This window comes from Paenibacillus sp. VTT E-133291 (assembly GCF_002264395.1).
Lineage (GTDB): Bacteria > Bacillota > Bacilli > Paenibacillales > Paenibacillaceae > Paenibacillus_AQ > Paenibacillus_AQ nitricinens.
The window spans coordinates 13463-38135 of the sequence record NZ_NFVA01000051.1; the positions used below are offsets into that span (position 1 = coordinate 13463).

General features: G+C 44.9%; 20 protein-coding genes. 19 read left to right on the forward strand and 1 reads right to left on the reverse strand.

The features are described from left to right. Positions 1 to 100: 100 nt before the first annotated feature. The 16 genes from CA598_RS19400 to CA598_RS19475 all read left to right on the forward strand — a co-directional run bounded on the left by CA598_RS19400 (position 101) and on the right by CA598_RS19475 (position 20618). On the forward strand, positions 101 to 298 hold the full coding sequence (locus CA598_RS19400; RefSeq protein WP_019915069.1) for a cold shock domain-containing protein: 198 nt from the start codon (positions 101 to 103) through the stop codon (positions 296 to 298). Positions 299 to 682: 384 nt separating this feature from the next. Continuing rightward, positions 683 to 2125: an S-layer homology domain-containing protein gene (locus CA598_RS19405; RefSeq protein WP_179283711.1), complete on the forward strand. Its 1443-nt coding sequence runs from the start codon at positions 683 to 685 to the stop codon at positions 2123 to 2125. A 229-nt stretch (positions 2126 to 2354) separates the two neighbouring features. Then, on the forward strand, positions 2355 to 2903 hold the full coding sequence (gene hpf / locus CA598_RS19410; RefSeq protein WP_042131328.1) for a ribosome hibernation-promoting factor, HPF/YfiA family: 549 nt from the start codon (positions 2355 to 2357) through the stop codon (positions 2901 to 2903). A gap of 279 nt (positions 2904 to 3182) precedes the next feature. Further along, positions 3183 to 5690: a preprotein translocase subunit SecA gene (secA, locus tag CA598_RS19415; RefSeq protein WP_094877540.1), complete on the forward strand. Its 2508-nt coding sequence runs from the start codon at positions 3183 to 3185 to the stop codon at positions 5688 to 5690. Positions 5691 to 6106: 416 nt separating this feature from the next. Further along, a protein-coding gene (prfB, locus tag CA598_RS19420) for a peptide chain release factor 2 (protein ID WP_143812426.1) occupies positions 6107 to 7220 on the forward strand; the annotation gives its coding sequence in 2 pieces (ribosomal slippage) (positions 6107 to 6178 and positions 6180 to 7220; 1113 coding nt in all). A 151-nt stretch (positions 7221 to 7371) separates the two neighbouring features. Further along, positions 7372 to 8256 (forward strand): YitT family protein, encoded by an 885-nt coding sequence (locus tag CA598_RS19425; protein ID WP_094871927.1) that lies wholly within the window; start codon positions 7372 to 7374, stop codon positions 8254 to 8256. A 176-nt stretch (positions 8257 to 8432) separates the two neighbouring features. After that, positions 8433 to 9488: an N-acetyl-gamma-glutamyl-phosphate reductase gene (argC, locus tag CA598_RS19430; protein WP_094877542.1), complete on the forward strand. Its 1056-nt coding sequence runs from the start codon at positions 8433 to 8435 to the stop codon at positions 9486 to 9488. Between the two features lie 20 nt (positions 9489 to 9508). Then, the gene (gene argJ / locus CA598_RS19435; protein WP_094877543.1) at positions 9509 to 10741 is read left to right on the forward strand and encodes a bifunctional ornithine acetyltransferase/N-acetylglutamate synthase; all 1233 of its coding nucleotides are present in this window, start codon (positions 9509 to 9511) and stop codon (positions 10739 to 10741) included. Positions 10742 to 10783: 42 nt separating this feature from the next. Continuing rightward, a complete protein-coding gene (argB, locus tag CA598_RS19440) occupies positions 10784 to 11614 on the forward strand; it encodes an acetylglutamate kinase (RefSeq protein ID WP_094877544.1) in 831 nt (276 codons plus the stop codon). A 70-nt stretch (positions 11615 to 11684) separates the two neighbouring features. Then, positions 11685 to 12971, forward strand: coding sequence for an aspartate aminotransferase family protein (locus CA598_RS19445; protein ID WP_094871936.1), 1287 nt, complete (start codon positions 11685 to 11687; stop codon positions 12969 to 12971). Continuing rightward, on the forward strand, positions 12968 to 13936 hold the full coding sequence (gene argF / locus CA598_RS19450; protein WP_094877545.1) for an ornithine carbamoyltransferase: 969 nt from the start codon (positions 12968 to 12970) through the stop codon (positions 13934 to 13936). The genes CA598_RS19445 and argF overlap by 4 nt, the downstream gene beginning before the upstream one ends. Before the next feature lie 315 nt (positions 13937 to 14251). Next, positions 14252 to 15487: an argininosuccinate synthase gene (locus tag CA598_RS19455; protein WP_094871939.1), complete on the forward strand. Its 1236-nt coding sequence runs from the start codon at positions 14252 to 14254 to the stop codon at positions 15485 to 15487. 93 nt (positions 15488 to 15580) lie between these two features. Then, entirely contained in the window at positions 15581 to 16996 is a 1416-nt protein-coding gene (gene argH / locus CA598_RS19460; protein WP_094877546.1) for an argininosuccinate lyase, read from the forward strand. Between the two features lie 146 nt (positions 16997 to 17142). After that, a complete protein-coding gene (locus CA598_RS19465) occupies positions 17143 to 18342 on the forward strand; it encodes a phosphoenolpyruvate hydrolase family protein (protein WP_094877547.1) in 1200 nt (399 codons plus the stop codon). A 195-nt stretch (positions 18343 to 18537) separates the two neighbouring features. Continuing rightward, positions 18538 to 19746, forward strand: coding sequence for a Tm-1-like ATP-binding domain-containing protein (locus CA598_RS19470; protein WP_042131317.1), 1209 nt, complete (start codon positions 18538 to 18540; stop codon positions 19744 to 19746). A 41-nt stretch (positions 19747 to 19787) separates the two neighbouring features. Further along, entirely contained in the window at positions 19788 to 20618 is an 831-nt protein-coding gene (locus tag CA598_RS19475; RefSeq protein WP_094877548.1) for a phosphoenolpyruvate hydrolase family protein, read from the forward strand. A 104-nt stretch (positions 20619 to 20722) separates the two neighbouring features. Here CA598_RS19475 and CA598_RS19480 read toward each other — a convergent pair whose 3' ends face one another. Then, complete coding sequence (locus CA598_RS19480) at positions 20723 to 21511, reverse strand: alpha/beta hydrolase (protein WP_094877549.1); 789 nt, start codon at positions 21509 to 21511, stop codon at positions 20723 to 20725. A 188-nt stretch (positions 21512 to 21699) separates the two neighbouring features. Here CA598_RS19480 and CA598_RS19485 point away from each other — a divergent pair, with 188 nt between their 5' ends. From CA598_RS19485 to CA598_RS19495, 3 genes are read left to right on the forward strand one after another with little or no spacing between them, the layout of a single operon-like run. After that, positions 21700 to 22248: a type IV pilus modification PilV family protein gene (locus CA598_RS19485; protein ID WP_179283712.1), complete on the forward strand. Its 549-nt coding sequence runs from the start codon at positions 21700 to 21702 to the stop codon at positions 22246 to 22248. Continuing rightward, complete coding sequence (locus CA598_RS19490) at positions 22232 to 22777, forward strand: PulJ/GspJ family protein (protein ID WP_094877551.1); 546 nt, start codon at positions 22232 to 22234, stop codon at positions 22775 to 22777. The genes CA598_RS19485 and CA598_RS19490 overlap by 17 nt, the downstream gene beginning before the upstream one ends. A 14-nt stretch (positions 22778 to 22791) precedes the next feature. After that, positions 22792 to 24591 carry a hypothetical protein gene (locus CA598_RS19495; RefSeq protein ID WP_094877552.1) on the forward strand — a complete coding sequence of 600 codons (1800 nt, stop codon included), beginning with the start codon at positions 22792 to 22794 and terminating at the stop codon, positions 24589 to 24591. Positions 24592 to 24673: the final 82 nt, after the last annotated feature.

Below are 24673 nucleotides of genomic sequence, written 5' to 3' on the forward strand. Positions count from 1 at the left end.
AACATTTACTTTTCCAATTGACAATGAAGAAGTTACGGTGGTATAGTCGATTTGTGAGCAAGACTCACGTTCATCTGATGACGAAGGGAATGTTTAATCAATGGAAGGTAAAGTAAAATGGTTTAACGCAGAAAAAGGTTATGGTTTTATCGAGACTGCAGACGGTGGCGACGTATTCGTACACTTTTCCGCGATTCAAACTGATGGTTTCAAGACTTTGGATGAAGGCCAATCCGTAGAGTTCGATATCGTTGAAGGTGCACGCGGACCACAAGCAGCTAACGTAATCAAATTATAATCATACGGCTAAGCCGACCTACATATAAGTAGATGGTTAGCAATTTAGACAGCGCTAGCAAGGATCTTGGGATTTCTCCCAAGGTCCTTTTTTTGTGTGCTTGGGGCCCCCGCAAAGTACCTGAGTATGCATCGAAGTAAAGCTCCACTTTGTGGGGATAATTTGTGCTCATAAGCCTCTATCAAGGCAGTTAATAGAAAGAAAATAGCGCACTTTGTAAATTTATAATATGGAAAATGTTAGAACTCTTCGAAATGTGGGTAATAGTTGTACGTTGAGCTGTTTATCTTACCTCGACGCACACTATGTTAGCCTAGGCCAACACTTCCATGAGAGATTCAAATAGCCTAAGCTATCAAAACTTTTAGGAGGATGATTAGCAGGATGAAAAAGAAGTTGCGCGGTCTTATGACCGGAGTTTTAGGAGTTAGTATGTTATTAGGATCTCTTGGCAGCGTATCTGCCGCCTCCGTACCTAAGGATATTCAAGGTCACTGGGCTCAAGCTCAGCTACAGCAATGGCTAGATAGAGGATACCTTGGAGGATACCCAGACGGTACAGTTAAACCAAACAAGGCCATTACGCGCGGTGAGTATGTGACTATGGTAAATCGCCTGTTCGGTTTTACAGCAAAAGCAACTGTAAGCTTTAAAGATATGAAAAGCACAAACTGGAACTACAGTGAAGTGGCTAAAGCCGTGGAAGCTGGTTATATCGGGGGATACGAGGACAATACGTTCCGTCCCAATACTCCGCTCACAAGACAAGAGGCAGCTGTAATGGCTGCGAAATTACTTAAATTGAGCACTAATACCACTACTAGCAAATTTAAAGACAATGCACAAATCGCAACATGGGCAAAAGGTGCAGTAGCCGCTGCAGCAGATAAGAAGATTATTAACGGTTATCCGGACGGAACCTTCGGTCCTAAGAGATCGTTAACACGTGCAGAGGCTGTAGGTATCATCAATACCTCGGTCATCTATTACCCAGGTAGCGGTACAGGTGGTGGAGTAATTCCTACCCCAACGCCAACTCCGACACCAACAGCTACCCCAACGCCAACAGCTACTCCAGGTGGTAGTACTGGTGGAGGAAGTGGTGGTGGATCTGGTGGAGGTAACGGTGATGGCGGAACTGTCACTACACCAACCGTAAGTGGGGCAACCTATGGTAACGTTGGTTCGGTAACAGCCGATGTATACCTGACATCTTCCGTAACAGGCTCAGTGTACTATGTTGTAGCTCCTTATACTGCTAACGTAAGTGCACCGAGTGCATTGCAGGTGGAAAAAGGACAGATCAGCAATGGAACTGCAAGCGAAATTCATGGTAGTGTTGCAACTGTACCGAACACAACGGTTACATTCTCGGTTTACGGATTGAATCCTGGGACAGAATACGCAACATATATCGTAGCAGCGGATGCATCTGGTAATCTGTCTACTGTGACAACAGTTCGATTAACTACTGCTCAGGCAACTGAAAAGTCGATTACACTTTTTGAACCAGGACAAGTAGGTACTGTTACAGCCGATGTATATGTTAAATATGGTGTGACAGGTTACGCTCCAACCCCAGTAAGATATGTAGTATTACCAGCTAATGAAAAAGCACCTAGCGCAGCACAAATTTCTTTAGGACAGAATAGTACTGGTACAGCGTTGACTGCTCCATGGACGGACACGCTTACGTTCGCTCCTGGTGTAAAACATACGCATACTTTGACTGGATTGACAGCCAATACTGCCTATAAGGTATACGTTATTACAGGATCGGGTACAGAATTGTCACCTGTCGAAATCATTCAAATTCATACCAAGTAACTTAATCTTATACTGTCTCAGTTTGGGAATATAAGAATGGAATTCGTACTATAATAACGACAGGTTTACAATTGGTCCGGTGAGGCGAATAGTTGCTCTTACCGGACTTGTTTTATTTGTGAACACTACGACAATATTTGTTATCTAATTGTAAGGGCTGTAAGGAATTACTTTTTACTTAGCCTTAACAATTTGGTATAATGAAGGTGTAACTAAAGGAGGAGTGGCCATGCAATTCACCATTCGAGGTCAACAAATTGACGTGACCGACGCTTTGAGAGAGTATGTTGATAAGAAGCTCAGCAAACTTGAGAAGTATTTCGAAGCACCCCCTACCTCTGAAGGGTCTGTGACGCTTGGCGTAGTTCGCGGCCTTCATACGGTGGAAGTAACCATTCCGCTTGCTGGTGTGACGCTTCGTGCGGAAGACCGCAGCGATGACATGTACGCTTCCATAGATGCCGTTGTGGACAAGCTAGAACGTCAAATTCGCAAACACAAAACGAAGATCAATCGTAAGTTCCGTCAAGAGGGACTCAAGACGCTGTTTGTGGATGGAGCTAGTACCGCTGTTGCTGTAGAAGAACAAGATTATGATGATTTAGAAGTTGTGCGGAACAAACGCTTTACGATGAAGCCGATGGATGTAGAAGAAGCAATTCTTCAAATGAACATGGTAGGACATAATTTCTTTGTTTTTTCCAATATCGATACCTCGGAAGTAAGCGTAGTTTACAAACGTGATGATGGTAAATATGGATTGATTGAACAGGGCTAAGATACAATGATGCCAGTTATGCTCTAAGTATAAAGGGCCTCGAGAGTTAGTCAGAACCTAAGAAATTTAAACCGAGCCCCTATTCGCTTGCAGCGAATAGGGCTCTTGTGCGTATAAGCGACTATATTTGAAAAATGTGGCTGATACACCTTGTATTGCGGCATCTCTTACAAACTGTTACAATTTATGAAGCAGCGGAATCGAATTTATAAATGGCCCTTTCAATTTTGTGAGGATGGGCTCGGTTCCACCATCTGTGTTGCATGAAAGGGGTTAACCATGCTAGGACTTGTAAAGAAAATATTCGGAGACACCAACGATCGTGACGTTAAACGTCTCATGAAGACAGTCGATGTAATTAATGGATTGGAACCGGAATTTGTAAAGCTATCTGATGAACAGTTACAAGCGAAGACAGCAGAATTCCGTGCCCGTATTGAAAAAGGCGAAACTCTGGAAGAAATTCTTCCTGAGGCATTTGCAACCGTACGTGAAGCTTCCAAGCGGACACTTGGTATGCGGCATTTTGATGTGCAGTTAATTGGTGGTATGGCTCTGCATGAAGGCCGAATCTCCGAGATGAAGACTGGTGAAGGTAAGACACTAGTAGGTACATTGCCAGTGTATTTGAATGCTTTGCTAAGTAAAGGCGTACACGTTGTAACGGTCAATGACTATTTGGCTCAGCGCGACAGCGCACAAATGGCACAAATCTATAACTTCCTGGGCATGACGGTTGGGGTTAACCTAAGCGGTATGGACCATGCTGATAAACAAGCTGCTTATGCCTGCGATATTACGTATGGCACGAACAACGAATTTGGTTTCGATTATTTGCGTGACAACATGGTGCTTTATAAAGAGCAAATGGTTCAGCGCCCTCTGTATTTCTGTATTATTGATGAAGTGGACTCTATTCTTATTGATGAAGCACGTACACCTCTTATTATTTCCGGACAAGCTGAGAAGTCTACAGAATTGTATTTTTCAGCAGACCGTTTCGTGAAAAAGCTTAAGGCTGAAGAAGACTACACAGTTGATATTAAGGTGAAGTCTGTAGCCTTGACTGAAAAAGGTGTGGCTACTGCTGAGCGCGCTTTTGGTATTGAGAACTTGTATGATCACAGTCATGTAACCTTGAATCACCATATCGTCCAAGCCCTAAAAGCAAATGTAATTATGCGTCGTGACGTAGACTACGTTGTAAACGAGGGTGAGGTCGTTATTGTCGATGAATTTACAGGACGTCTAATGTCAGGTCGTCGTTATAGCGATGGGTTGCACCAAGCGATTGAAGCGAAGGAAGAAATCGAAGTACAGAATGAGAGTATGACTCTTGCTACGATCACTTTCCAGAACTACTTCCGTATGTATCGCAAACTGGGCGGTATGACAGGTACTGCGAAGACTGAGGAAGAGGAATTCAAGAAGATTTATGGTCTTGAAGTTCTTCAGGTTCCTACGAATAAGCCGAACAAGCGCGATGATATGCCGGATGTCGTCTACAAGAGTGAGAACGGTAAGTTCAAGGCTGTTGTGGAAGAAATCGTAGAACGTCACAAAAAGAACCAGCCTGTACTGGTTGGTACAGTGTCGATCGAGAATTCAGAGCTCGTCTCTGAAATGCTGAAGCGCAAAGGTGTTAGGCACCAAGTGCTTAACGCGAAGCATCACGCTGCGGAAGCAGAAATCATTACCCATGCAGGTCAGCCAGGTACAGTTACGATTGCTACCAACATGGCTGGACGTGGTACGGACATCGTTCTGGGTGAAGGTGTGACAGATCTTGGAGGTCTGCATATCATTGGTACAGAGCGTCATGAATCGCGACGGATTGATAACCAGCTGCGCGGTCGTGCGGGTCGTCAAGGTGACCCGGGTTCTACACAATTCTACTTGTCGCTTGGCGATGAGCTGATGAAGCGTTTTGGCGCTGACAACGTTCTGACTATGATGGATCGTCTCGGATTCGAGGAAGATCAGCCGATTGAGAGCCGCATGATCACGCGTGCTGTAGAATCTGCTCAGAAACGTGTTGAAGGCAATAACTTTGATATCCGTAAAGTCGTATTGCAATATGATGACGTGATGAATCAACAGCGTGAAATTATTTATAAACAACGCCGTGAGATTCTGGAGTCCGATAATATTAAAGATATCGTGCTTGAAATGATCAAGCCTGTAATTGAGCGTATCGTTCTCGCACACTGTAGCGATGATATTCCTGAGAACTGGGAACTGCAAGAAGTTGCTGATTACGTAAACAGCAAGCTGCTTGAAGAAGGTGCTTTGACCCGTGATATTCTATGGGGTAAGGAAGCTGAGGAGATTATCGAGTTTATTTTCGAACGTGTGCTTGAGAAATATGCAGCACGTGAAGAACGTCTGGGTTCAGAGCTCGTACGTGAATTCGAGAAGGTAATCGTGCTTCGTTCCGTAGATAGCAAATGGATGGATCATATTGATGCAATGGATCAATTGCGTCAAGGGATTCACTTGCGTGCCTACGGTGGTACGGATCCACTTCGTGAATATCAATTCGAAGGCTTTGAGATGTTTAATACTATGACTGCTACGATTCAAGAAGAAGTAGCTACTTATATTATGAAGGCTCACATCGAAGCGAATCAGGAACGTCAATCCGTTATTGATGAAGACAAGATCTCTACAAACAGCGAACCTGTTGAGAAACGTCCGGTTCATGTTGAGGCTGTGACTGGCCGTAATGATCTTTGCCCTTGCGGAAGCGGCAAGAAGTACAAGAATTGCCATGGTCAAAACGCATAAGACAAACGTTTTGAAATACGCATAAATAGCGTGTTAAGGTATAGATTAAGTTGGTATTGGAATGTGTTTTTCTCTGCTCTTGCCATTTATCTAGTCCTTATTATCGCTTCCATGGGTATACTAACCATAAAGAGCGGCTGGGCCCGGGGGGATCCCCCGTTTACGGCCCAGTCGCTTTTTTGGATCTTTAGCACTTGAGTGAATGTGGAATGGAGAGAAGGTTTGGAACTGGAGAAGCGTAGCGCTCGCCTTTATCTTCAGATTCCAACCGCAAGTGCGGTTATCTAATCAAGGAATCTGAGGATAACAGTGATCGGAAGTCCAATCCTTCTCGGAATGGCTAATCATTCACTCACCCACTAACTATCCATTAGTGCGATGACCTTAACAACCAATTTTGAAAGGTGAAGTGACCTATGATAGAACCAAATGTAAAGCAGGATTTGCGTGAAATAGGCAAGAAACTAACTGACCTTAGGGGGTCTCTTTGACTTAGATCTCAAGCAAGAGATGATTTCTAACTTTGAAGAGAAAATGGCGGCTCCAGGATTCTGGGATAATAGTGAGCAAGCGCAGAGTGTAATCGCTGAGATGAACGCTGTGAAATCTTCCGTAGATCAATACGAGAAGCTTCAACAGGAATATGATGATGCTGCGATGATGGCAGAGCTTGCGGATGAAGAGGGCGATGAGGATCTGGCAACAGAAATCGGAGAGACGATCCGTAGCCTAGGTAGTAAAGTGGATGAATTCGAGCTGCAATTGCTGCTTAACCAACCGTACGACAAGTTAAATGTTATTCTTGAGCTTCATCCAGGTGCAGGCGGAACAGAATCCCAAGACTGGGGACAGATGTTGCTGCGTATGTACACACGTTGGGCTGAGAAACGTGGATTTAAGGTTGAGGTGCTTGATTATTTACCGGGTGATGAAGCAGGGATTAAGAGTGTCACACTGCTCATTAAAGGCTTCAACGCCTACGGATATCTGAAAGCTGAAAAGGGTGTACATCGGCTGGTACGGATTTCTCCTTTTGACTCTTCGGGCAGACGGCATACCTCTTTTGTATCCTGTGATGTCGTTCCGGAAATAGCGGATGATGTAGACGTTGAAATTCGTACCGAGGATCTTAAGATCGACACGTATCGCGCGAGCGGTGCCGGTGGACAGCATATCAATACCACAGACTCTGCGGTGCGGATTACTCACTTACCTTCGGGTGTGGTGGTAACCTGTCAGAATGAACGTTCTCAGATCAAGAACCGGGAACAAGCCATGAAGATGCTGCGTTCCAAGCTGTATGAGCGCAAGCTGCAAGAACAGCAGCAGCACTTGGATGAGATTCGCGGCGAGCAATCCGATATTGCCTGGGGCAGTCAGATTCGCTCCTATGTATTTCATCCGTATAACATGGTCAAGGATCACCGCACTTCCGTAGAAACAGGGAATGTGGGTGCAGTCATGGACGGAGACCTGGATGCATTCATTGATGGTTACTTACGTAGCCAGATCAAGATTGAGGCGGACTAAGGGATTTTTTCGGGAATATAGGAAAGTATAAGGTTACTCCATACTATCTTTATATTGATTTTTTGAGGAAACGGATCCCATTCTTTGATATGGATGGTGTACCCGTTTCTTCTTACGTAAAGCAAGATGACACTTTAAGGAGCGCCTTGAAATGCAAAAAATCAATTCACGTAATAAACCCCCACTAATTCCTCTAAATGGACCACTCCGACATGTAGTGGATACAACGCTAATTCTGCTCGGTTCGTTAGTGACAGCGCTGGGGTTTAATCTCTTTTTTCTGCCGAATCATATTGCTTCTGGTGGTGTATCCGGTCTGTCTGTATTGGCTGAAGCCTGGTTTGGAGCTGAACCGGCTTACACGCAATGGGCACTTAATATTCCACTGTTTGTGCTCGGGGTAATTTTCCTAGGTAAGCAATATGGAGTACGCTCACTGCTTGGGAGTTTTGTACTGCCGTTGTTCATCCTTGTGACGAAAGATTTACCTGCACCTACAACCAATCCACTCTTAGCCTCCATTTATGGCGGTATCTGTGTCGGAGTGGGACTAGGTCTTGTGTTCCGTGGACGTGGATCGACAGGTGGACTCACGATTTTGGCGCAGATTATTCAAAAGATATCCGGTCTCAGCTTCTCGATTTCTGTAGTGCTGCTAGACGGGACAGTCATTGTGTTAGCTGCATTTATACTCGGTATGGAGCAAGCACTGTATGCGCTGATCGGATTATTTGTGACAGGTAAGGCCATTAACGCGATAGAGGTAGGCTTTCGTTATACGAAGGTTGCGTACATAATCTCTGACAAGACGGAAGAAATATCTGAAGCGATATTAAATGATTTAGATCGTGGTCTGACGAAGCTGGACGCACATGGCGGGTATACTGGTGATGCACGTACCGTTCTGATGGTAGTGGTAGGCCAGAATGAAGTGTCGAGACTGAAAGCGATTGTCCAATCTGTAGATACAAGTGCATTTGTGATTATTACCGAAGCTCATGAAGTGCTGGGCGAAGGGTTTAAAAGGGAAGCGTAATCTCACCTACGGGGGAGGCGGCGCTTCTCTTTTTTTGTAAATGAGGTTATATTTAGGAGGAAATAAAGTTCACATAATATGTTGTATTTATATTAATTGGGATGTATAATAATACATATTTCTAAGACGGTATGCATTATATTAAATAATATATTCATGATAAGCAGGAAGTGGGGATGACAGTGGAAGGCAAGCTGAGGGCGGCGATTGTTGGATCAACGGGTTATGGAGGCGTAGAGCTGATTCGGCTACTACAAAGTCATCCTAAGGTAGAGATTACTTCGGTGATTTCCTCATCAAGTGCAGGGGATGCAATAGAGGAAGGGTTTCCTCATTTGACGGGCATTATTGACCGAAGGCTGGATGGCGTTGATCCGGCTCAGATGGCTGAGCGGGCGGATGTGGTTTTTACGGCTACACCGTCTGGTGTAAGTGCAAAGCTGGTGCCGCAGCTGCTGGAAGCTGGACTAAAGGTCGTAGATCTATCCGGTGATTTCCGATTGAAGAATGGCGCAGAGTATGAACACTGGTATAAACATCCGGCTCCGGCTGATGAATACCTAGAGCAGGCTGTATACGGACTTTGTGAGGTGTTCGGAGAGCGCGCGGCTGGGGTTGATTTTATATCTAATCCAGGCTGTTATCCTACGGCTACACTTCTTGGACTAATTCCTGCCATTCAGGCAGGCTGGATTAAGCATGACAGTATTATTATTGATGCCAAATCAGGGGTTACCGGAGCAGGACGCGGAACGAGTCTGATGGTGCATTATGCAGAGATAAACGAGAACTTAAAAACTTATAAAATAAATAAACATCAACATATACCAGAAATTGAGCAGACACTCACGGAGATTGCTGGAGAAAAGGTAACCGTAACGTTCACCACACATCTCGTGCCGATGAGCCGAGGTATTATGAGTACGATGTATGCAGGAATGACGGGCAATTATACGGAGCAGGATTTTGTGAATTTATATCGTGAATATTATGCGGGCAGACCTTATGTGCGGGTGCGCGATGCAGGTGTGATTCCAGCGACAAAAGAAGTTAGCGGCTCTAATTATTGTGATATCGGATTTGCAACAGATGCTCGTACAGGGCGGGTGACGATCGTCTCCGTCATTGATAACGTTGTAAAAGGTGCGGCAGGGCAGGCAATACAGAACCTTAATTTGATGATGGGATGGGAGGAAACCCTTGGCCTCGGCTACACACCTGTGTATCCATAAGGTTCAGCGGTACAAATAACATGAACGAGATTGAATTATTTACTACCATGGATAGTGGCAGCATTACTTCACCTAAAGGCTTTAAGTCCGGAGGTCTGCACTGTGGTCTGAAAAAAACAGATCGTAACGATCTCGGAGTGATTGTCTGCGAGGTTCCGGCAACGGCGGCGGCTGTGTATACGACGAATGTTTTTCAGGCGGCTCCTCTGAAGGTGACACGGGAAAGTCTTGTGAACGGAACGTTGCAGGCGGTAATCGTGAACAGCGGGAATGCTAATGCCTGCACAGGTGAACAAGGTGAGGCCGATGCTTATGAGATGCGCGCTGCTGCGGCTCAACATTTGGGCGTAGAGGTTAATGATGTTGCTGTCGCTTCGACTGGTGTGATCGGTGAGCTGCTGAAGATGGATTGCGTACGTAGTGGTATTACTGTACTGCCAGAGAAGCTGGACGGTGGGGCTGCTGGAGCGGAAGAATTCTGTCAGGCCATCCTTACAACTGATTTAGTTAAAAAAGAGGTTGCCGTAAAGGTGCTTGTTGGTGGTGTAGAAGTTATTATTGCTGGAGCCGCGAAGGGCTCCGGGATGATTCATCCTAACATGGCTACCATGCTCGGTTTTATGACTACAGATGCTGATATTTCAGCGGAGGATTTACACAGTCTACTTCGTTCTGCTACGAACGTTACTTTTAATATGATTACAGTTGATGGAGATACAAGCACGAATGATATGCTAGTTTCGATGGCTAGTGGGCTTGCAGGTAATGAGAAGCTGACTCGGCTTCATCCGGATTGGGACGCTTTTGCCGCTGGCTTCACGTATGTCTGCCAGACGCTTGCCAAAGCGATTGCGCGGGATGGCGAAGGTGCGACTCACCTGATCGAGGTGCAAGTGAATGGGGCTGTTCATGATGAGGCGGCAGCAGCGATTGCCAAGACGGTGGTGGGTTCTAGTCTAGTGAAATCTGCTATTTTTGGAGCGGATGCGAACTGGGGACGAATTATTGCAGCGGTTGGACGCGCGGGTGTGCCAGTATCGCCAGAACGTGTAAATATTTCGTTAGGTGAGATTGAGGTGCTCTTGCACTCGAAGCCAGTTGCATTTGACGAGGAAAAAGCTTTGGCCTATTTGCAAAAAAGTGAAACGGTGCTGATCACTGTAGATTTGCATGATGGAACCGGAAAGGCTACAGCTTGGGGCTGTGACCTAACTTACGATTATGTGCGGATTAACGCTGCATATCGTACCTAATTTGTGACGGCTTTAAGCCCACAAGGGAAGGATACCGATCATATGACGCTAAACAGCGAGCTTGAACTTATAGATGCATTAGATGGCAGTGGATTGTTTGTGATGAAATGCGGCGGCAGTACGTTAGCTGCGCTTCCGGATTCTTTTTTTGAGGATTTGCGAGATTTGCAGCAAGAAGGCATTCAGCCTGTAATTGTTCATGGCGGAGGGCCAGCCATTTCAGAGAATCTAGCAAAATTGGGCATTGAAAGCAGCTTTGTAAACGGTCTGCGAGTAACTACTGAAGCCGTGCTAGATGTCGTTGAGATGACGTTGGCAGGGAGCATTAACAAGGCGATTGTAAGACGAATTCAAGAAAGTGGCGGTCTAGCTCTAGGGCTATCCGGCATTGATGGAAATATGATTACTGCTAGACCTGTAGCTAATAGCGCTGAAGTAGGTTTGGTAGGAGAAGTAACGGAAGTAAAGGCTGAGATTGTAACAGGAATTATTGGCATGGGTTATATCCCAGTCATTGCGCCTATCGGAGTTGATGCTGCAGGTCAGCGCTACAATATTAACGCAGATACAGCAGCAGGGGCAGTCGCTTCTTATGTAGAGTCTCCCCAAATGATCGTAGTCACAGATGTCCCTGGCATTATGAGTACGGTGGAAGGCCAAAAGGTTGTACTTCCATCCGTTACCGTACAGGAAATTGAAGCCTTAATCGAAAGTGGAGAAATCTACGGCGGCATGATCCCAAAAGTGCGGGCAGCTATCGACTGCATTCAAGGCAGCGTTTCAGAGGTTATTATTGTGGATGGAAAAGAACCGCGGGTGCTTAGCCGAGTACTGCAAGGTGAAGCGATAGGCACACGTATTATTCGTTCGTAGAATCATAGATGAATATCATTTAGAGGTGCAGCCTGGTACACAGGAGCACAAGATGGGAGAGTGACTTAGAATGAGCAAGCTTACACAAACGGAATTGGATTCGCAAGCAGGGGCACAGCAGACCGATACCGTAGGATCAGGTACACCGGATGTTGCAGCAGGCAAGCTTAGCGCGGTATTCCCTTCTTACGCCAGATATGATCTTAGCTTAGTTAAAGGCAAGGGCACCTGGGTATGGGATGATAAGGGCAATAAGTATCTTGATTTTACAAGTGGATTAGCTGTGACCAGTCTAGGTCATGCTCCTGAAAAAGTCGGTGCGAAGCTGAAGGATCAGATTGACACGCTCTGGCATGTCTCGAACCTGTTCCATATTCCGGGACAGGACAAAGTTGCAAATCTTTTGACAGAGAATAGCTGCGCTGATCAAGTCTTTTTCTGCAATAGTGGGGCAGAAGCGAATGAGGCTGCTATTAAGCTGGCTCGCCGTTACCACCAGAAGGTAAAGGGTGCTGATCGTTATGAAATCATTACGTTTGAACAATCTTTCCATGGTCGTACGCTAGCTACACTGACTGCTACAGGTCAGCAAAAGGTAAAAGAAGGCTTCCTGCCGCTTCCAGCAGGCTTTAAGACGGTACCTTTGCATGATCTCCCAGCGTTAGAGGCTGCTATTGGCGATCACACAGCTGCTATTATGCTGGAGATGGTACTTGCAGAGGGTGGCGTGCTTGAGGTAGAACCTGAGTTCTTGAACGCTGTTGTGGCGCTATGTGAGAAACACGGACTGCTTCTAATTGTAGACGAAGTACAGACCGGTATGGGACGTACAGGCAAGTTGTTCGCTCATCAGCATTATGGAATTGAACCGGATATTTTCACCTTGGCTAAGGGGATTGCTAGTGGGTTTCCAGCAGGCTTAATGCTTGGCAAAGGCTATTTGCGTGAGGCTTTCTCACCGGGCAGCCATGCGTCCACCTTCGGGGGAACACCGCTCGCAACAGCGGTTATGGCAGCGACGATTGAAACGATGCTGGAGGATGAGCTTCCACAACGTGCCGAAGAAATGGGTAAGTACCTGACAGGTCTTTTGAAAGAGAAGCTGGCGGACTGTTCTTTTGTGAAAGATATCCGTGGTAAAGGACTGTTGATCGGGATTGAATGTCAATCACCAGCGGGCGATATTGTATTGGCTGGACAAAAGAAAGGCCTGTTGTTCGTGACAGCGGGTCCTAATGTCCTTCGCCTGCTGCCTAATCTATATGTAAGCAAAGAGGAGATCGACCAGGCGGTGGACATCCTATCCGAACTCATTCATACTTATGCTAAACAAGCAAACGGGGAGGTAAGCTCATGAGTCAGGGCGTACAGAGTAATAAGATCACCATTGCACAGCAACTGAAAGGCCGTGATTTACTGGAGCTGAACGATTACAGCCCGGAAGAAATTACGTACTTAATAGATTCTGCGATTGAGCTGAAGAAGAAGCAAAAAAATGGCGAAGAATTCCAGCCGCTGAAAGGGAAGACAATCGGTCTTATTTTTGAAAAGTCTTCTACTCGTACGCGCGTGTCGTTTGAAGTTGGAATGTATCAGCTGGGAGGGCATGCCCTTTTCTTAAGCAAAAATGATATCCAGCTTGGACGCGGTGAAACGGTTGGCGATACAGCACAAGTAATGTCACGTTACCTCGACGGCATTATGATCCGTACCTTTGGCCATGAAAAAGTAGAAGATCTGGCTCGTTATGCTTCTATTCCAGTAATCAACGGTCTGAGCGACCTGGCACATCCTTGCCAAGTGCTGGCGGATTACCAAACGATTTACGAGCACAAAGGGAAGCTTAAAGGCCTGAAGCTGGCTTACATCGGCGATGGCAACAATATGGCACATTCCCTGATGATTGGTGGCGCTAAGCTGGGTGTGGACGTATCTATCGCTGGACCGGAAGGTTATGAGCCGGATGCAGCGGTTGTAGCAGAAGCTCGTGAGATCGCTAAGGTAACCGGAGCAAAGATCGTGGTCACTCACAGCCCGCAAGAAGCTGTACAAGACGCTGACGTCATCTATACGGATGTGTGGGCGAGCATGGGCTTCGAAGAGGAGCAAAAGGCGCGTGTAGCGGCATTCAAAGACTATCAGGTCAATGAGGAGCTTGTAAAAGGCGCGAAGAGCGATTATCTTTTCCTGCACTGCCTGCCAGCCCACCGTGAGGAAGAGGTCAGCACAGGCGTGATTGACGGCCCTAACTCGGTGATCTTTGATCAGGCTGAGAACCGCCTGCATGCGCAGAAGGCTTTAATGGCTGCGCTGATGGGATAAAAAATTCATAAAGAAAATTAGGATTGAACTTATATTGGTCTAAGATTATATAAAATACTATATAAGATGAACTTATTAAGTAGCGTTGGAATTTCGGTGCGGAGCAACGGAGTGAAAGTTTGGAACTGTAGGAGCGTTAGCGTTCGCCTTTATAATCAGATTTCATCTGCGAAACGCAGACTTAAATCATAGAAATCTGATTATAACAGCGACCGGAAGTCCAAACATTTCACGCAGTTGCACCTTATCACCGGAGTTCTATAAGCGCACTTTAGCGAATCTTATACCTCCCACACGAAAGGAAGTTGCCACACCATGGCTAAAGAAAAAATTGTACTCGCCTATTCCGGCGGACTAGATACATCCGTTATTTTGAAATGGCTTAAAGAAACCTATGACGCGGAGATCATCGCCTTCACAGCCGATATCGGCCAGAAGGAAGAGCTCGACGGTTTGGAGGAAAAAGCACTAGCAACCGGTGCATCGAAAGTATATATCGATGACCTGCGCGATGAATTCGCTAGCGATTTCATCTACCCAATGTTCCAATCCGGCGCACTCTATGAGGGTCAGTACTTGCTTGGAACTAGTATTGCTCGTCCGCTGATCGCTAAACGCATGGTGGATATCGCCATCGCTGAAGGTGCAACAGCTATCGCACACGGCGCGACAGGCAAAGGGAATGACCAAGTCCGTTTTGAGCTTGGTGTAGCTGCTTTGGCACCAGACATCAAGGTAATCGCACCTTGGCGTCTGGAAGAATTCCGCAATCAATTCCCAGGCCGTGCGGAAATGATCGCTTATGCGGAAGCTAATGATATTCCTGTACAAGCATCTGCGGCTAAGCCGTATTCGATGGACCGTAACCTGCTGCATATCAGCTATGAGAGCGGCGTATTGGAAGATCCTTGGTTTGATCCAAGTGCACCGGAGAACAAAGGAATGTTCCTGCTGAGCAACGCTCCTGAAGATGCTCCGGATGAAGCGGAATATTTGGAACTCGATTTCGTTAAGGGAGACTGCGTAGCCCTGAATGGTGAGTCCTTATCCCCACTGCAAGTGATGGATAAACTGAATGAGCTAGGTGGTAAACACGGTATTGGACGTGTGGATATGGTTGAGAACCGTTTTGTCGGCATGAAGAGCCGCGGCGTGTATGAGACTCCGGGTGGAACCATCCTGTTCGTCGCTCATCGCAAAATGGAATCCATCACGATGGACCGTGAAGTGATGAACCTGCGTGACAGCCTGATCACTCGTTACAGCACTTTGGTGTATAACGGTTTCTGGTTCGCACCAGAGCGTATTGCACTGCAAGCTCTTGTAACACAGAGCCAACAAAATGTAACGGGTACTGTTCGTCTTAAACTGTACAAAGGCAACATCATTGGCGCTGGAGTGAAGAGCCCGGTCAGCCTGTACAATCCTGAGATTGCAACGATGGAAGCTGATCCTACACAAGCTTATGATCAAGGGGATGCAACTGGTTTTATCCACTTGAACGCATTGCGCCTTAAAGTTTCTACAGGTGTAAATGGAGCTTCGAAATAGAACGGTAATATAAACTTAAACGGGCATTCCGAAGGCCGTTCCTCCCGTCAGGATAGGAGCGGCCCTCTGGCGTCCAAGAGGAGGAAACTACAGGTGAGCAAGCTTTGGGGCGGACGGTTTACTAAAGGAACGAACAAACTGGTGGAGGAATATACGGCTTCCATTGGATTTGATAAGGCTTTGGCTAAAGAAGATGTACAAGGCAGTCTGGCACATGTCACAATGCTGGGCAAGTGCGGAATCCTTCCACAAGAAGATGTGGAGACGATTAAGCAAGGTCTGAACAAAGTATTGGACAAGGTTAACGCTGGTGAGGTTGTTTTCTCCGTAGCGGATGAAGACATCCATATGAATATTGAAAAACATCTGATCGAGGAAATCGGTCCGGTCGGTGGTAAACTGCACACAGGACGCAGCCGTAACGATCAGGTGGCAACGGACATGCATCTTTATTTACGTGGCCGTGTAGTTGAGCTAGTTAGCTTGCTGCATGAATTGCAGGAAGCTTTGATCGAGCAAGCTAAAGACAATGTAGAGACGATCATCCCTGGTTACACGCATTTGCAGCGGGCACAACCGATCCTCTTTGCTCACCACTTGCTTGCTTACGTCTCCATGTTCCGCCGCGATGCGGAGCGTTTGACGGACAGCTACAAACGGATCAACGTTCTGCCGCTCGGAGCAGGAGCGCTTGCGGGAACGACCTTCCCGATTGACCGCCATTTTGTAGCGGAACAACTGGGCTTTGACAGTGTATATGAGAACAGTCTGGATGCTGTCAGCGACCGCGATTTCATCGTGGAGTTCTTGGCGAATGCAGCCCTTGTAATGACCCACCTTTCCAGACTTAGTGAGGAATTGGTGCTGTGGAGCAGTACAGAGTTCAGCTTTGTAGAACTGGATGATGCTTTCTGTACAGGCAGCAGCATTATGCCGCAGAAGAAGAACCCGGATGTACCAGAATTGGTACGGGGCAAAACAGGTCGTGTATACGGCAACCTGGTTGGCTTGCTGACTGTTCTGAAATCTTTGCCACTAGCGTACAACAAGGATATGCAGGAAGATAAAGAGGGCATGTTCGATACTGTTACTACGCTGACTGGTGCGCTGCAATTGTTCGCGCCGATGATTTCCACCATGAAGGTGAACAAGGGGCGTATGCGTGAAGCTGTGAACACGGACTTCTCGAATGCAACGGATATCGCCGACTTCTTGGTAGGCAAAGGTCTTCCTTTCCGCCAAGCACATGAAGTCATCGGAAAAACAGTGCTCTACTGCATTAACGAAGGCAAGTTCCTGCTGGATCTGACGCTGGAAGAGTTCATGCAATTCTCACCGCTGTTTGACGAGAATATCTATGCTGTTCTTCAACCGGAAGCGGTAGTCAACGCCCGTAACGTTTATGGTGGCACAGCTACTGTTCAGGTGAAAGCTGCAATCGAACGCGCGGAGCAGGCACTGCACGAAGCTAATGAATGGGTTGTAAAACACGGTAACGCTATATTGTAAACCGTTTGAATACCAAATCTCGCCTCAGACTGTTATAGGTCGCAGGCGGGATTTTTTTTAGCTAAAAGGACTCTAAGTACAACATAACTGGATTCGCAGTGTTCTTTACGGTTATCCTTAGAGTAGGGATAGGAGGGGGCGTAAGTATGAGTAGAGAGCAAATCCTAGACGAGCTTAGATCCCAATTAGAGCTGGGAAATCATATTATTGGAGTAGCCACAGGTGCTGGAATAACCGCAAAGTATGCGAAGCAGGGTGGCGCTGATTTTCTACTGATGTTAAATTCGGGTAAATTCCGCCAGATGGGGAGGAGCTCTCTTGCTGGGATTTTGCCTTTTTGTAATAGCAATGATATGGTGATGGACTTTGCATCTAGGGAGATCATCCCTTTGGTAAGAGATATTCCTATTATTTTTGGCCTTAATGCAACCGATCCGACAAAAGATATGGAGAGCTATATCAGTGAAATAAAGAATAAGGGATTTTCCGGAATTAATAACTACCCCACGGTTGGCTTAATAGATGGTCAATTTGGAGAAGCGCTCGAAGAAGAGGGAAATGGTTATCTACTCGAAGTAGAAGCTATAAGAATAGCCCATGAAAAAGATTTGTTTACCATAGCCTTTGTATTTGATGAAATTCAAGCTGCTCAGATGATAGAAGCTGGAGCGGATGTGATTTGTGCACATCTAGGCTTAACCGAAGGGGGATTATTAGGAGCCAGGAAGGTATTCTCTCTGGAAGCTGCCAAGGCTAAGGCGGACAAGATTTTTAATAGATGCAATGCGCTAAAGCCAGATTTAATTAAATTGGTGTATGGTGGTCCTGTGAAAACGCCAATTGATGTGCAGTATATGTACAGTAATAATCAAAACTTGATGGGGTATATCGGGGGCTCTGCTTTTGAAAGAATTCCCTCGGAGAAGTCCATTACGAATATAACCAAAGCTTTTAAAGTGTCGGGGACGCTGGATGAAGATGATTTTATGGTCAAAATGTTAGACGGCATCACCAAGCACTATGATTATGTTGAATTTGTAAAAGAATACATAGCTCAAAATTATAGGAATGAGATTTTGTTTGCAGATTTAGCTAAGGTGGCCCATGTATCCCGAAGTTACTTAAGTAGCTTGTTTACCAAAAAAGTAGGCTGCAGCTTCCAAACGTATCTCGTGCAATTTCGGATGGATAAGGCAGCGGAAATATTACATAGAGACTCTATCCAGTTATCTGAGCTGGCGCCATTAGTTGGCTACCAAGACTATGCGCAGTTTAGCAAAATGTTTAAGAAGTATAAAGGTTATTCTCCCAAACAATATAAATCTAACATAAACACAAAAACATAAGACATAAAAGCGTTTTCATTGATAATTCAAAGAAGTATGATTAACTCATAAGTTGATCATGCTTTTTTGAAATATAAGAAAGTATAAGTTTCACATTATACTTTCTTATATTTCTCGTTTAAACGCTTGCCGTCCTCAAAAGGACGCCGAAGGCATTTATACTTGTTGCAGATATCTGAAGAGGAGGTTGAAGAAATGAAGACGATTGCCATTGCCGGAACTTTTGACACCAAGGGTGAAGAATATCTCTACATTAAAAATTTGCTTGAAAGCTTGGAGTTAGGTACGTTTACGATTCATACGGGTGTGTTTGAGCCCACTTTTACACCGGATATCTCTAACCGAGAAGTAGCAGCAGCCGCGGGTGTAAGTATAGACGAGCTCGTTGCCAAGAAAGATAGAGCGTTAGCGACAGAATTATTAGCTAAAGGTATGGAAAAATTAGTACCTGAATTATATAAGCAAGGCAAGTTTGATGGCATTATCTCCTTTGGGGGTACTGGAGGTACCTCGCTTGTCACTCCTGGTATGCGGGCACTGCCTATTGGTGTACCAAAAGTGATGGTTTCGACCGTAGCTTCAGGGAATACTGCTCCATATGTAGGCACTAGTGATATTGTCATGATGCCATCTGTAGTAGACGTTGCAGGACTGAACTCCATTTCGACGAAGATTTTTACGAATGCAGCCTTCGCCATCGCCGGTATGCTTAAATTTGAGAATAAACAAGTGATAGAGAAAAAACCATTAGTAGCTACAACAATGTTTGGGGTAACAACCCCCTGTGTGACGGCAGCCCGTAACTATCTTGAAGCTAGAGGATATGAAGTGCTTGTATTCCATGCAACAGGTGTAGGTGGCCAGTCCATGGAAGCACTAATCGAGGCTGGTTTTATTGAAGGTGTATTGGATCTGACCACAACAGAATGGGCGGACGAAATTATTGGTGGTGTGCTAAATGCTGGACCTCATCGGTTAGAAGCTGCTGGAAAACATCATATTCCACAGGTTGTGTCGGTAGGTGCGCTTGATATGTGTAACTTTGGTCCTTATGATACGGTACCCGAGAAATTTGCTGGACATAAATTCTATAAGCATAACCCTACAGTTACTTTGATGAGAACAACAGTAGAAGAAAATGAAGCCATCGGCAAAAAGCTTGTCGAGAAATTAAATATGGCCAAAGAGAAAACGGTGTTAATGCTGCCGCTTAAAGGGATATCTGGCATTGATGTCGCAGGCGAAGCTTTTTATGGGGTAGAGGAAGATCAAATGTTATTTGATACCTTAAGAAATGGTGTAAACAGAAATGTTGTAGAGGTTATCGAAATGGATTGTGCCATTAATGATGTGGAGTTTGCAGAAGCTGCCGCACAGAAGCTAATAGATCTCATGAGCAAATAACACTAACACAGAACATTTAATTAATGATGGAGGCGTTTCACATGAACAAAAATACAAGAACTGAAATCATGGAGAAGTTTAGAGAAGAAGTAGCAAATGGAAAAATTCTTTTAGGCGTGGGAGCCGGTACAGGGATTACTGCAAAGAGCAGTGAAGCTGGCGGAGCGGATATGCTAATTGTTTATAATTCAGGAAGATACAGAATGGCAGGTCGTGGATCATTGGCAGGGCTACTATCTTATGGAGACGCCAACCAAATCGTAGTCGAAATGGGCTCTGAAGTATTACCTGTTGTGAAAAATACTCCTGTTCTAGCAGGCGTGTGTGGAACGGACCCTTTTAGAGTGATGGAGGTGTATTTGAAACAGCTTAAGGATCAAGGTTTTAGCGGCGTGCAAAACTTCCCAACCGTTGGTTTGATCGATGGCGTATTCAGACAGAACCTGGAAGAGACCGGGATGGGATATGGTTTAGAAGTAGATATGATTAGAACAGCGCATGAATTGGATATGCTCACAACTCCTTATGTATTTGATCCTGAGCAAGCTAAAGCCATGGCGGAAGCAGGTGCAGATATTTTGGTGGCACATATGGGGTTAACTACTAAAGGAACAATTGGAGCGAAAACCGCTCTTACTTTGGACGATTGTGTTGAAAGAATTGAAGCGATTATTAAAGCAGGGAAAGCAGTAAATCCCGATATTATGGTTATTTGTCACGGTGGACCGATTGCAGAGCCGGAAGATGCGGCGTACGTAATTGAACGGACAGAAGGCATAGACGGATTCTTTGGGGCATCCAGTATCGAAAGATTTGCTGCTGAAAAAGGGATTACGGAACAGACAGGATTATTTAAAAAGATCACTAAATAAAAGGCATAAGGCAACAAAAGAACCCTCCGAAGAGGGCAATCTGCATAGCACAGATATTAAGGTGTAGCTTATGGCTGCACCTTTTTGTTGTCTATTAGAAAAAGCTAATTATTACTTAACGGCAGCCATGCCAGTACATCGCGGATCTTGGTATCCCAATAGCCCCATTCATGAGTCCCTGGACCTTCCTCATAGGTTAAAGAAAGTGAGGTTGCTTGGCAGGCATCGCGGAATGTCAAGTTATCGGTATATAGGAAATCTTCTGTGCCACAGCATTGATACAACGCTGGCTTTGGTCCCGTGGAGCGGTTTACTTCCTCAAGCAACCATAAAAGGTCTTCGGGCGTTCCGGCGATATCTTCTTTTCCGAAAATCATTTCGTATTCTTTGCTTCTGACGTTTGGATTTTCCCCGTTCATAAAATTATGCGCCATATCCAGTGCTCCCGACAAACTAGCTGCCGCTGCAAAAGACTCCGGTTTACGCAGTCCCAGCTTGATCGCTCCATAACCACCCATGGATAACCCGGCTACAAAGTTTTCCTCGCGTTTATCCGATAACGGGAAGAATGAACGCGCCAGCATCGGAAGCTCCTCACTAATAAAGGTCCAATAACGACCGCCAACCGCCATATCTGTATAGAAACTGCGGTGTACATTCGGCATTACTACAGCTATCCCCATCTCTGCTACATATCGTTCTATAGAAGTCCGGCGCAGCCAGATCGAGTCATCGTCTGACAAACCGTGCAGCAAATATAGCGTAGGGTGAAGTTCGCCTCTAGTCACGTTGCTCATCCCGATTTGTGTGGTTGTTTTTTGCGGCAGAATTACAGTCATTGAGGTATTCAATTCTAGCGCTTCCGAATAAAATTTGCATTCTATTAAAGCCATTTGACACATCCCCTCTCTTTCCAAATCATAGCATAGACCAAAAGTGAGAGATATTGTAGAAATATCTGAATTATAAGGGTTTTGAGGATTGCTGTAGCTCGATATGAGAGAATATAATGGAAGTAGAAAAATAAGGAAGAAACGTGCAAATGCGAAAGCATTCTCGTAGGCAGGAGGAAAAAAGTAGGATGAAATCAGGCCTAAAGCAGGAAAAAGGATTTACATTGATCGAAGTGCTGGCCGCTATTGTGATCTTATCGATAGTTTCACTGGTACTTACGTCTTACTTTACAAACGCCATGAGTTACTCTAAATCGAACCAGAACAAGACAATTATGGTCAATCTAGCGCGGAACGCGCTGTTTTATGTGGAGAAGCAGGATTTTGATCAAATGAAGAAATATTTAATTAAGTACAACTCAATAGAGGCATTATCGAAATGCAAACAAGATACAGCGGAATCTCCGAAATGTGATGATTACATAGTGCTTGTTCAGGATACAGAAACCTTAAGCCAAGTCTTAAACCCTGCTATCAATGGGGTAAACTATCAAATAAAAATTGAATATCAGCGTGATCTACATAACCAAAGCTTGAATTCTAGTGATCCAGAGAAACAAAAGATGGCAGAATATTTGTTGCCAGTGCTGGTCAAAGTCAGCCGAGCGGATTCTTCCGGAGGACCTCAAAGTGAATCTGTTTTGGAGGGATACATTACCGATGAAAAAATTCGTTAACCTTTTCCGCAGGGAGGGTGGATTCACTTTAGTGGAGCTAATTGTAGCCCTATCGTTATTTACAGTTGCTGCAGGAATTATTTCAGGGATCATGATGTTAGGCTTACGCAGTTATCATAAAATATCGATTGAAAACTCATTGCGGGATGAAGGGGATTTGTTAATGTCCGCAATAATTACGGAGCTTTATACCTTTGCGCCCGATAAGATTACCCCAACGATGATCCAGAATGCTGATAAGACACAGATTATTGATAGCTTCATTACGTTAGAGCGCCAGGACGGCACCAAATCGCGGATTCGTATTGCTAATGGCATTCTTACGATAGCTCCACCCGATGTGATAGATCCTTCAGCGGACACAAGAACAAACATAGTTTCTAGGCTGGCACAGGGTTCTGCAATTACTTTAGAGTGTCAGAACGCCGTTCTGTGTGACAGTGGTCTGATATCGATAGATTTATCACTAGTTCAGAGCTACAACGGAAGGGACTACCCATTGGAGTTAAAAAGCAAATTCGGATTCTAGGAGGAGTAGGAGGGATGAGGAATAACGAAAAAGGATCAGCTCTAGTACTAGTTATGTTTGTTGCTCTTCTACTTACGATACTCGGACTAGCTGTGCTCGGGGCGACGGTGGGCGGGGCACAACGAACGGAGACCAGAGAGAACGACGTACAAAGTCTACACCTTGCACAGAAAGGGCTGGATGAAGCGGTCGCTTACATACAGACGAAGCTGGATGGACGTAAGGATATTGATCCTGATCATATGGAAGATGAGATTAAAAGTATTGTTAATGAGGTGACCGCCAAAATCGTTGGGTTAAGCGACGGCGTAAGTACGGAGTTATCGGGAGCTGGTGGAACGATCAAAAGCATCACCTATGAGAAGCAGGATAAGCAAAAATACTATGTCAATATTGAAGCACAAGCCACAGTTAATGGCGTCATCAGACAGCTGAGACAAAAGATTGTCATTGATACCTATCCTGATTTTCTTAAATATGCTTTTGGATCGGAAAAAGTATTAACTTTAAACGGAGCGCCTGGTCTCCATGGCAATATATATGCGGGTAAAGAATTACACATCAGTGATACGGCCGTATATACATACAAGGGAGTGAAAGGTCTAAAAGAAAGGACTCAATATCCTAGAGTGGAATTATTGAAAGACCAAACTATAGCCACTTCTACCGAGCCTCAACCTGAAGTACATGTACAATCTCTTGAAAGTATCAAATATTCTGGAAATGGAGTTATTGATGCAGCTGTGAATAAGAATAATGCCTCAAGCATTCTTCCTACTATTTTTGGTATTCATGAAGAACAGGTGTTTATCAAACCGCAGAAAAAGTTCATTCAGATCAATGTGTTGGGATCCTTTCTTGATAAAGTGGAGGAAGCGACAGGGTTGACTGGGAAAAAGTCTGAACTTGAGCAAGCTATTAAGGATAATCAACTGGGGAATTATTTAAGCACAACAACATTAGATAGACTACCCGATGAGAATCCACCCTACACTGAGCCAGTACTTAAAGATAATCCAACAGAAGAAGAAAAGGATAATTACAAACTAGAGTACAGCGAATACTTAGAACAATTGAGAATGTATCAGAACTCCTTGTTGGATAAGGATTTGAATAATTCTACGATTTATAACGGTAATCTGCTTATCGATGGAATTGATTACAAACAGTTGAAGTTCAGTGATGAAGCCAAAACAGGTAATCCTTCCAACAAGCCCAAATGGCTTATTGTTAATGGTGATCTGGAGGTAAATAACTATAGCCCAGATATAACTAAATTTTTGGAGATTCAAGCTAATATTCTAGTTACAGGAAATGTTACTATTAAAGGCCAGGTGAAATTCAACTCTACTATGTTTGTTTTAGGGGAAACGAAAGTCGAGGACGCCGTGATCCAAGGATTAAGTAGTAAGGAGTTAGTCCTTATATCTCAAGGAGATGTGCTCATTAACCGAATTGACACTTTCACGAATCCACCTAAAAAAAAGGATGAGCAGGATTCATTTTATATGAAAGCTTTTTTTTACACGGATAGTGATGCTAACTTGTACGGAGTGGGGTCAATCTTTTGGTTAAACGGAGGTTTTTTCGCTAAAGGGGATCTTACAGTAAACGCAGTACTAGGAGGCGTGACTGAGCCCTTAGATCCGGCACTCGGCTTTACTTTCGAAAATCAGGATACGGATCGATATAATTCGGGTCACCGTTTTAAGATTAAATATAATCAGGATGTTTTTACTCATCAGCAGTCTAGCCTCCCGCGTGTACAGCAGGTGAATGTAACCGTGGGGCCTCTGGAACTTGTAAGTCATTAAGACTAGTTGAAAAAAGGGTATCCTTAAGCGATTGCTTAGGGATACCCTTTTTTTGTTGGATGTTTCTTGTTGTTTAAATGTA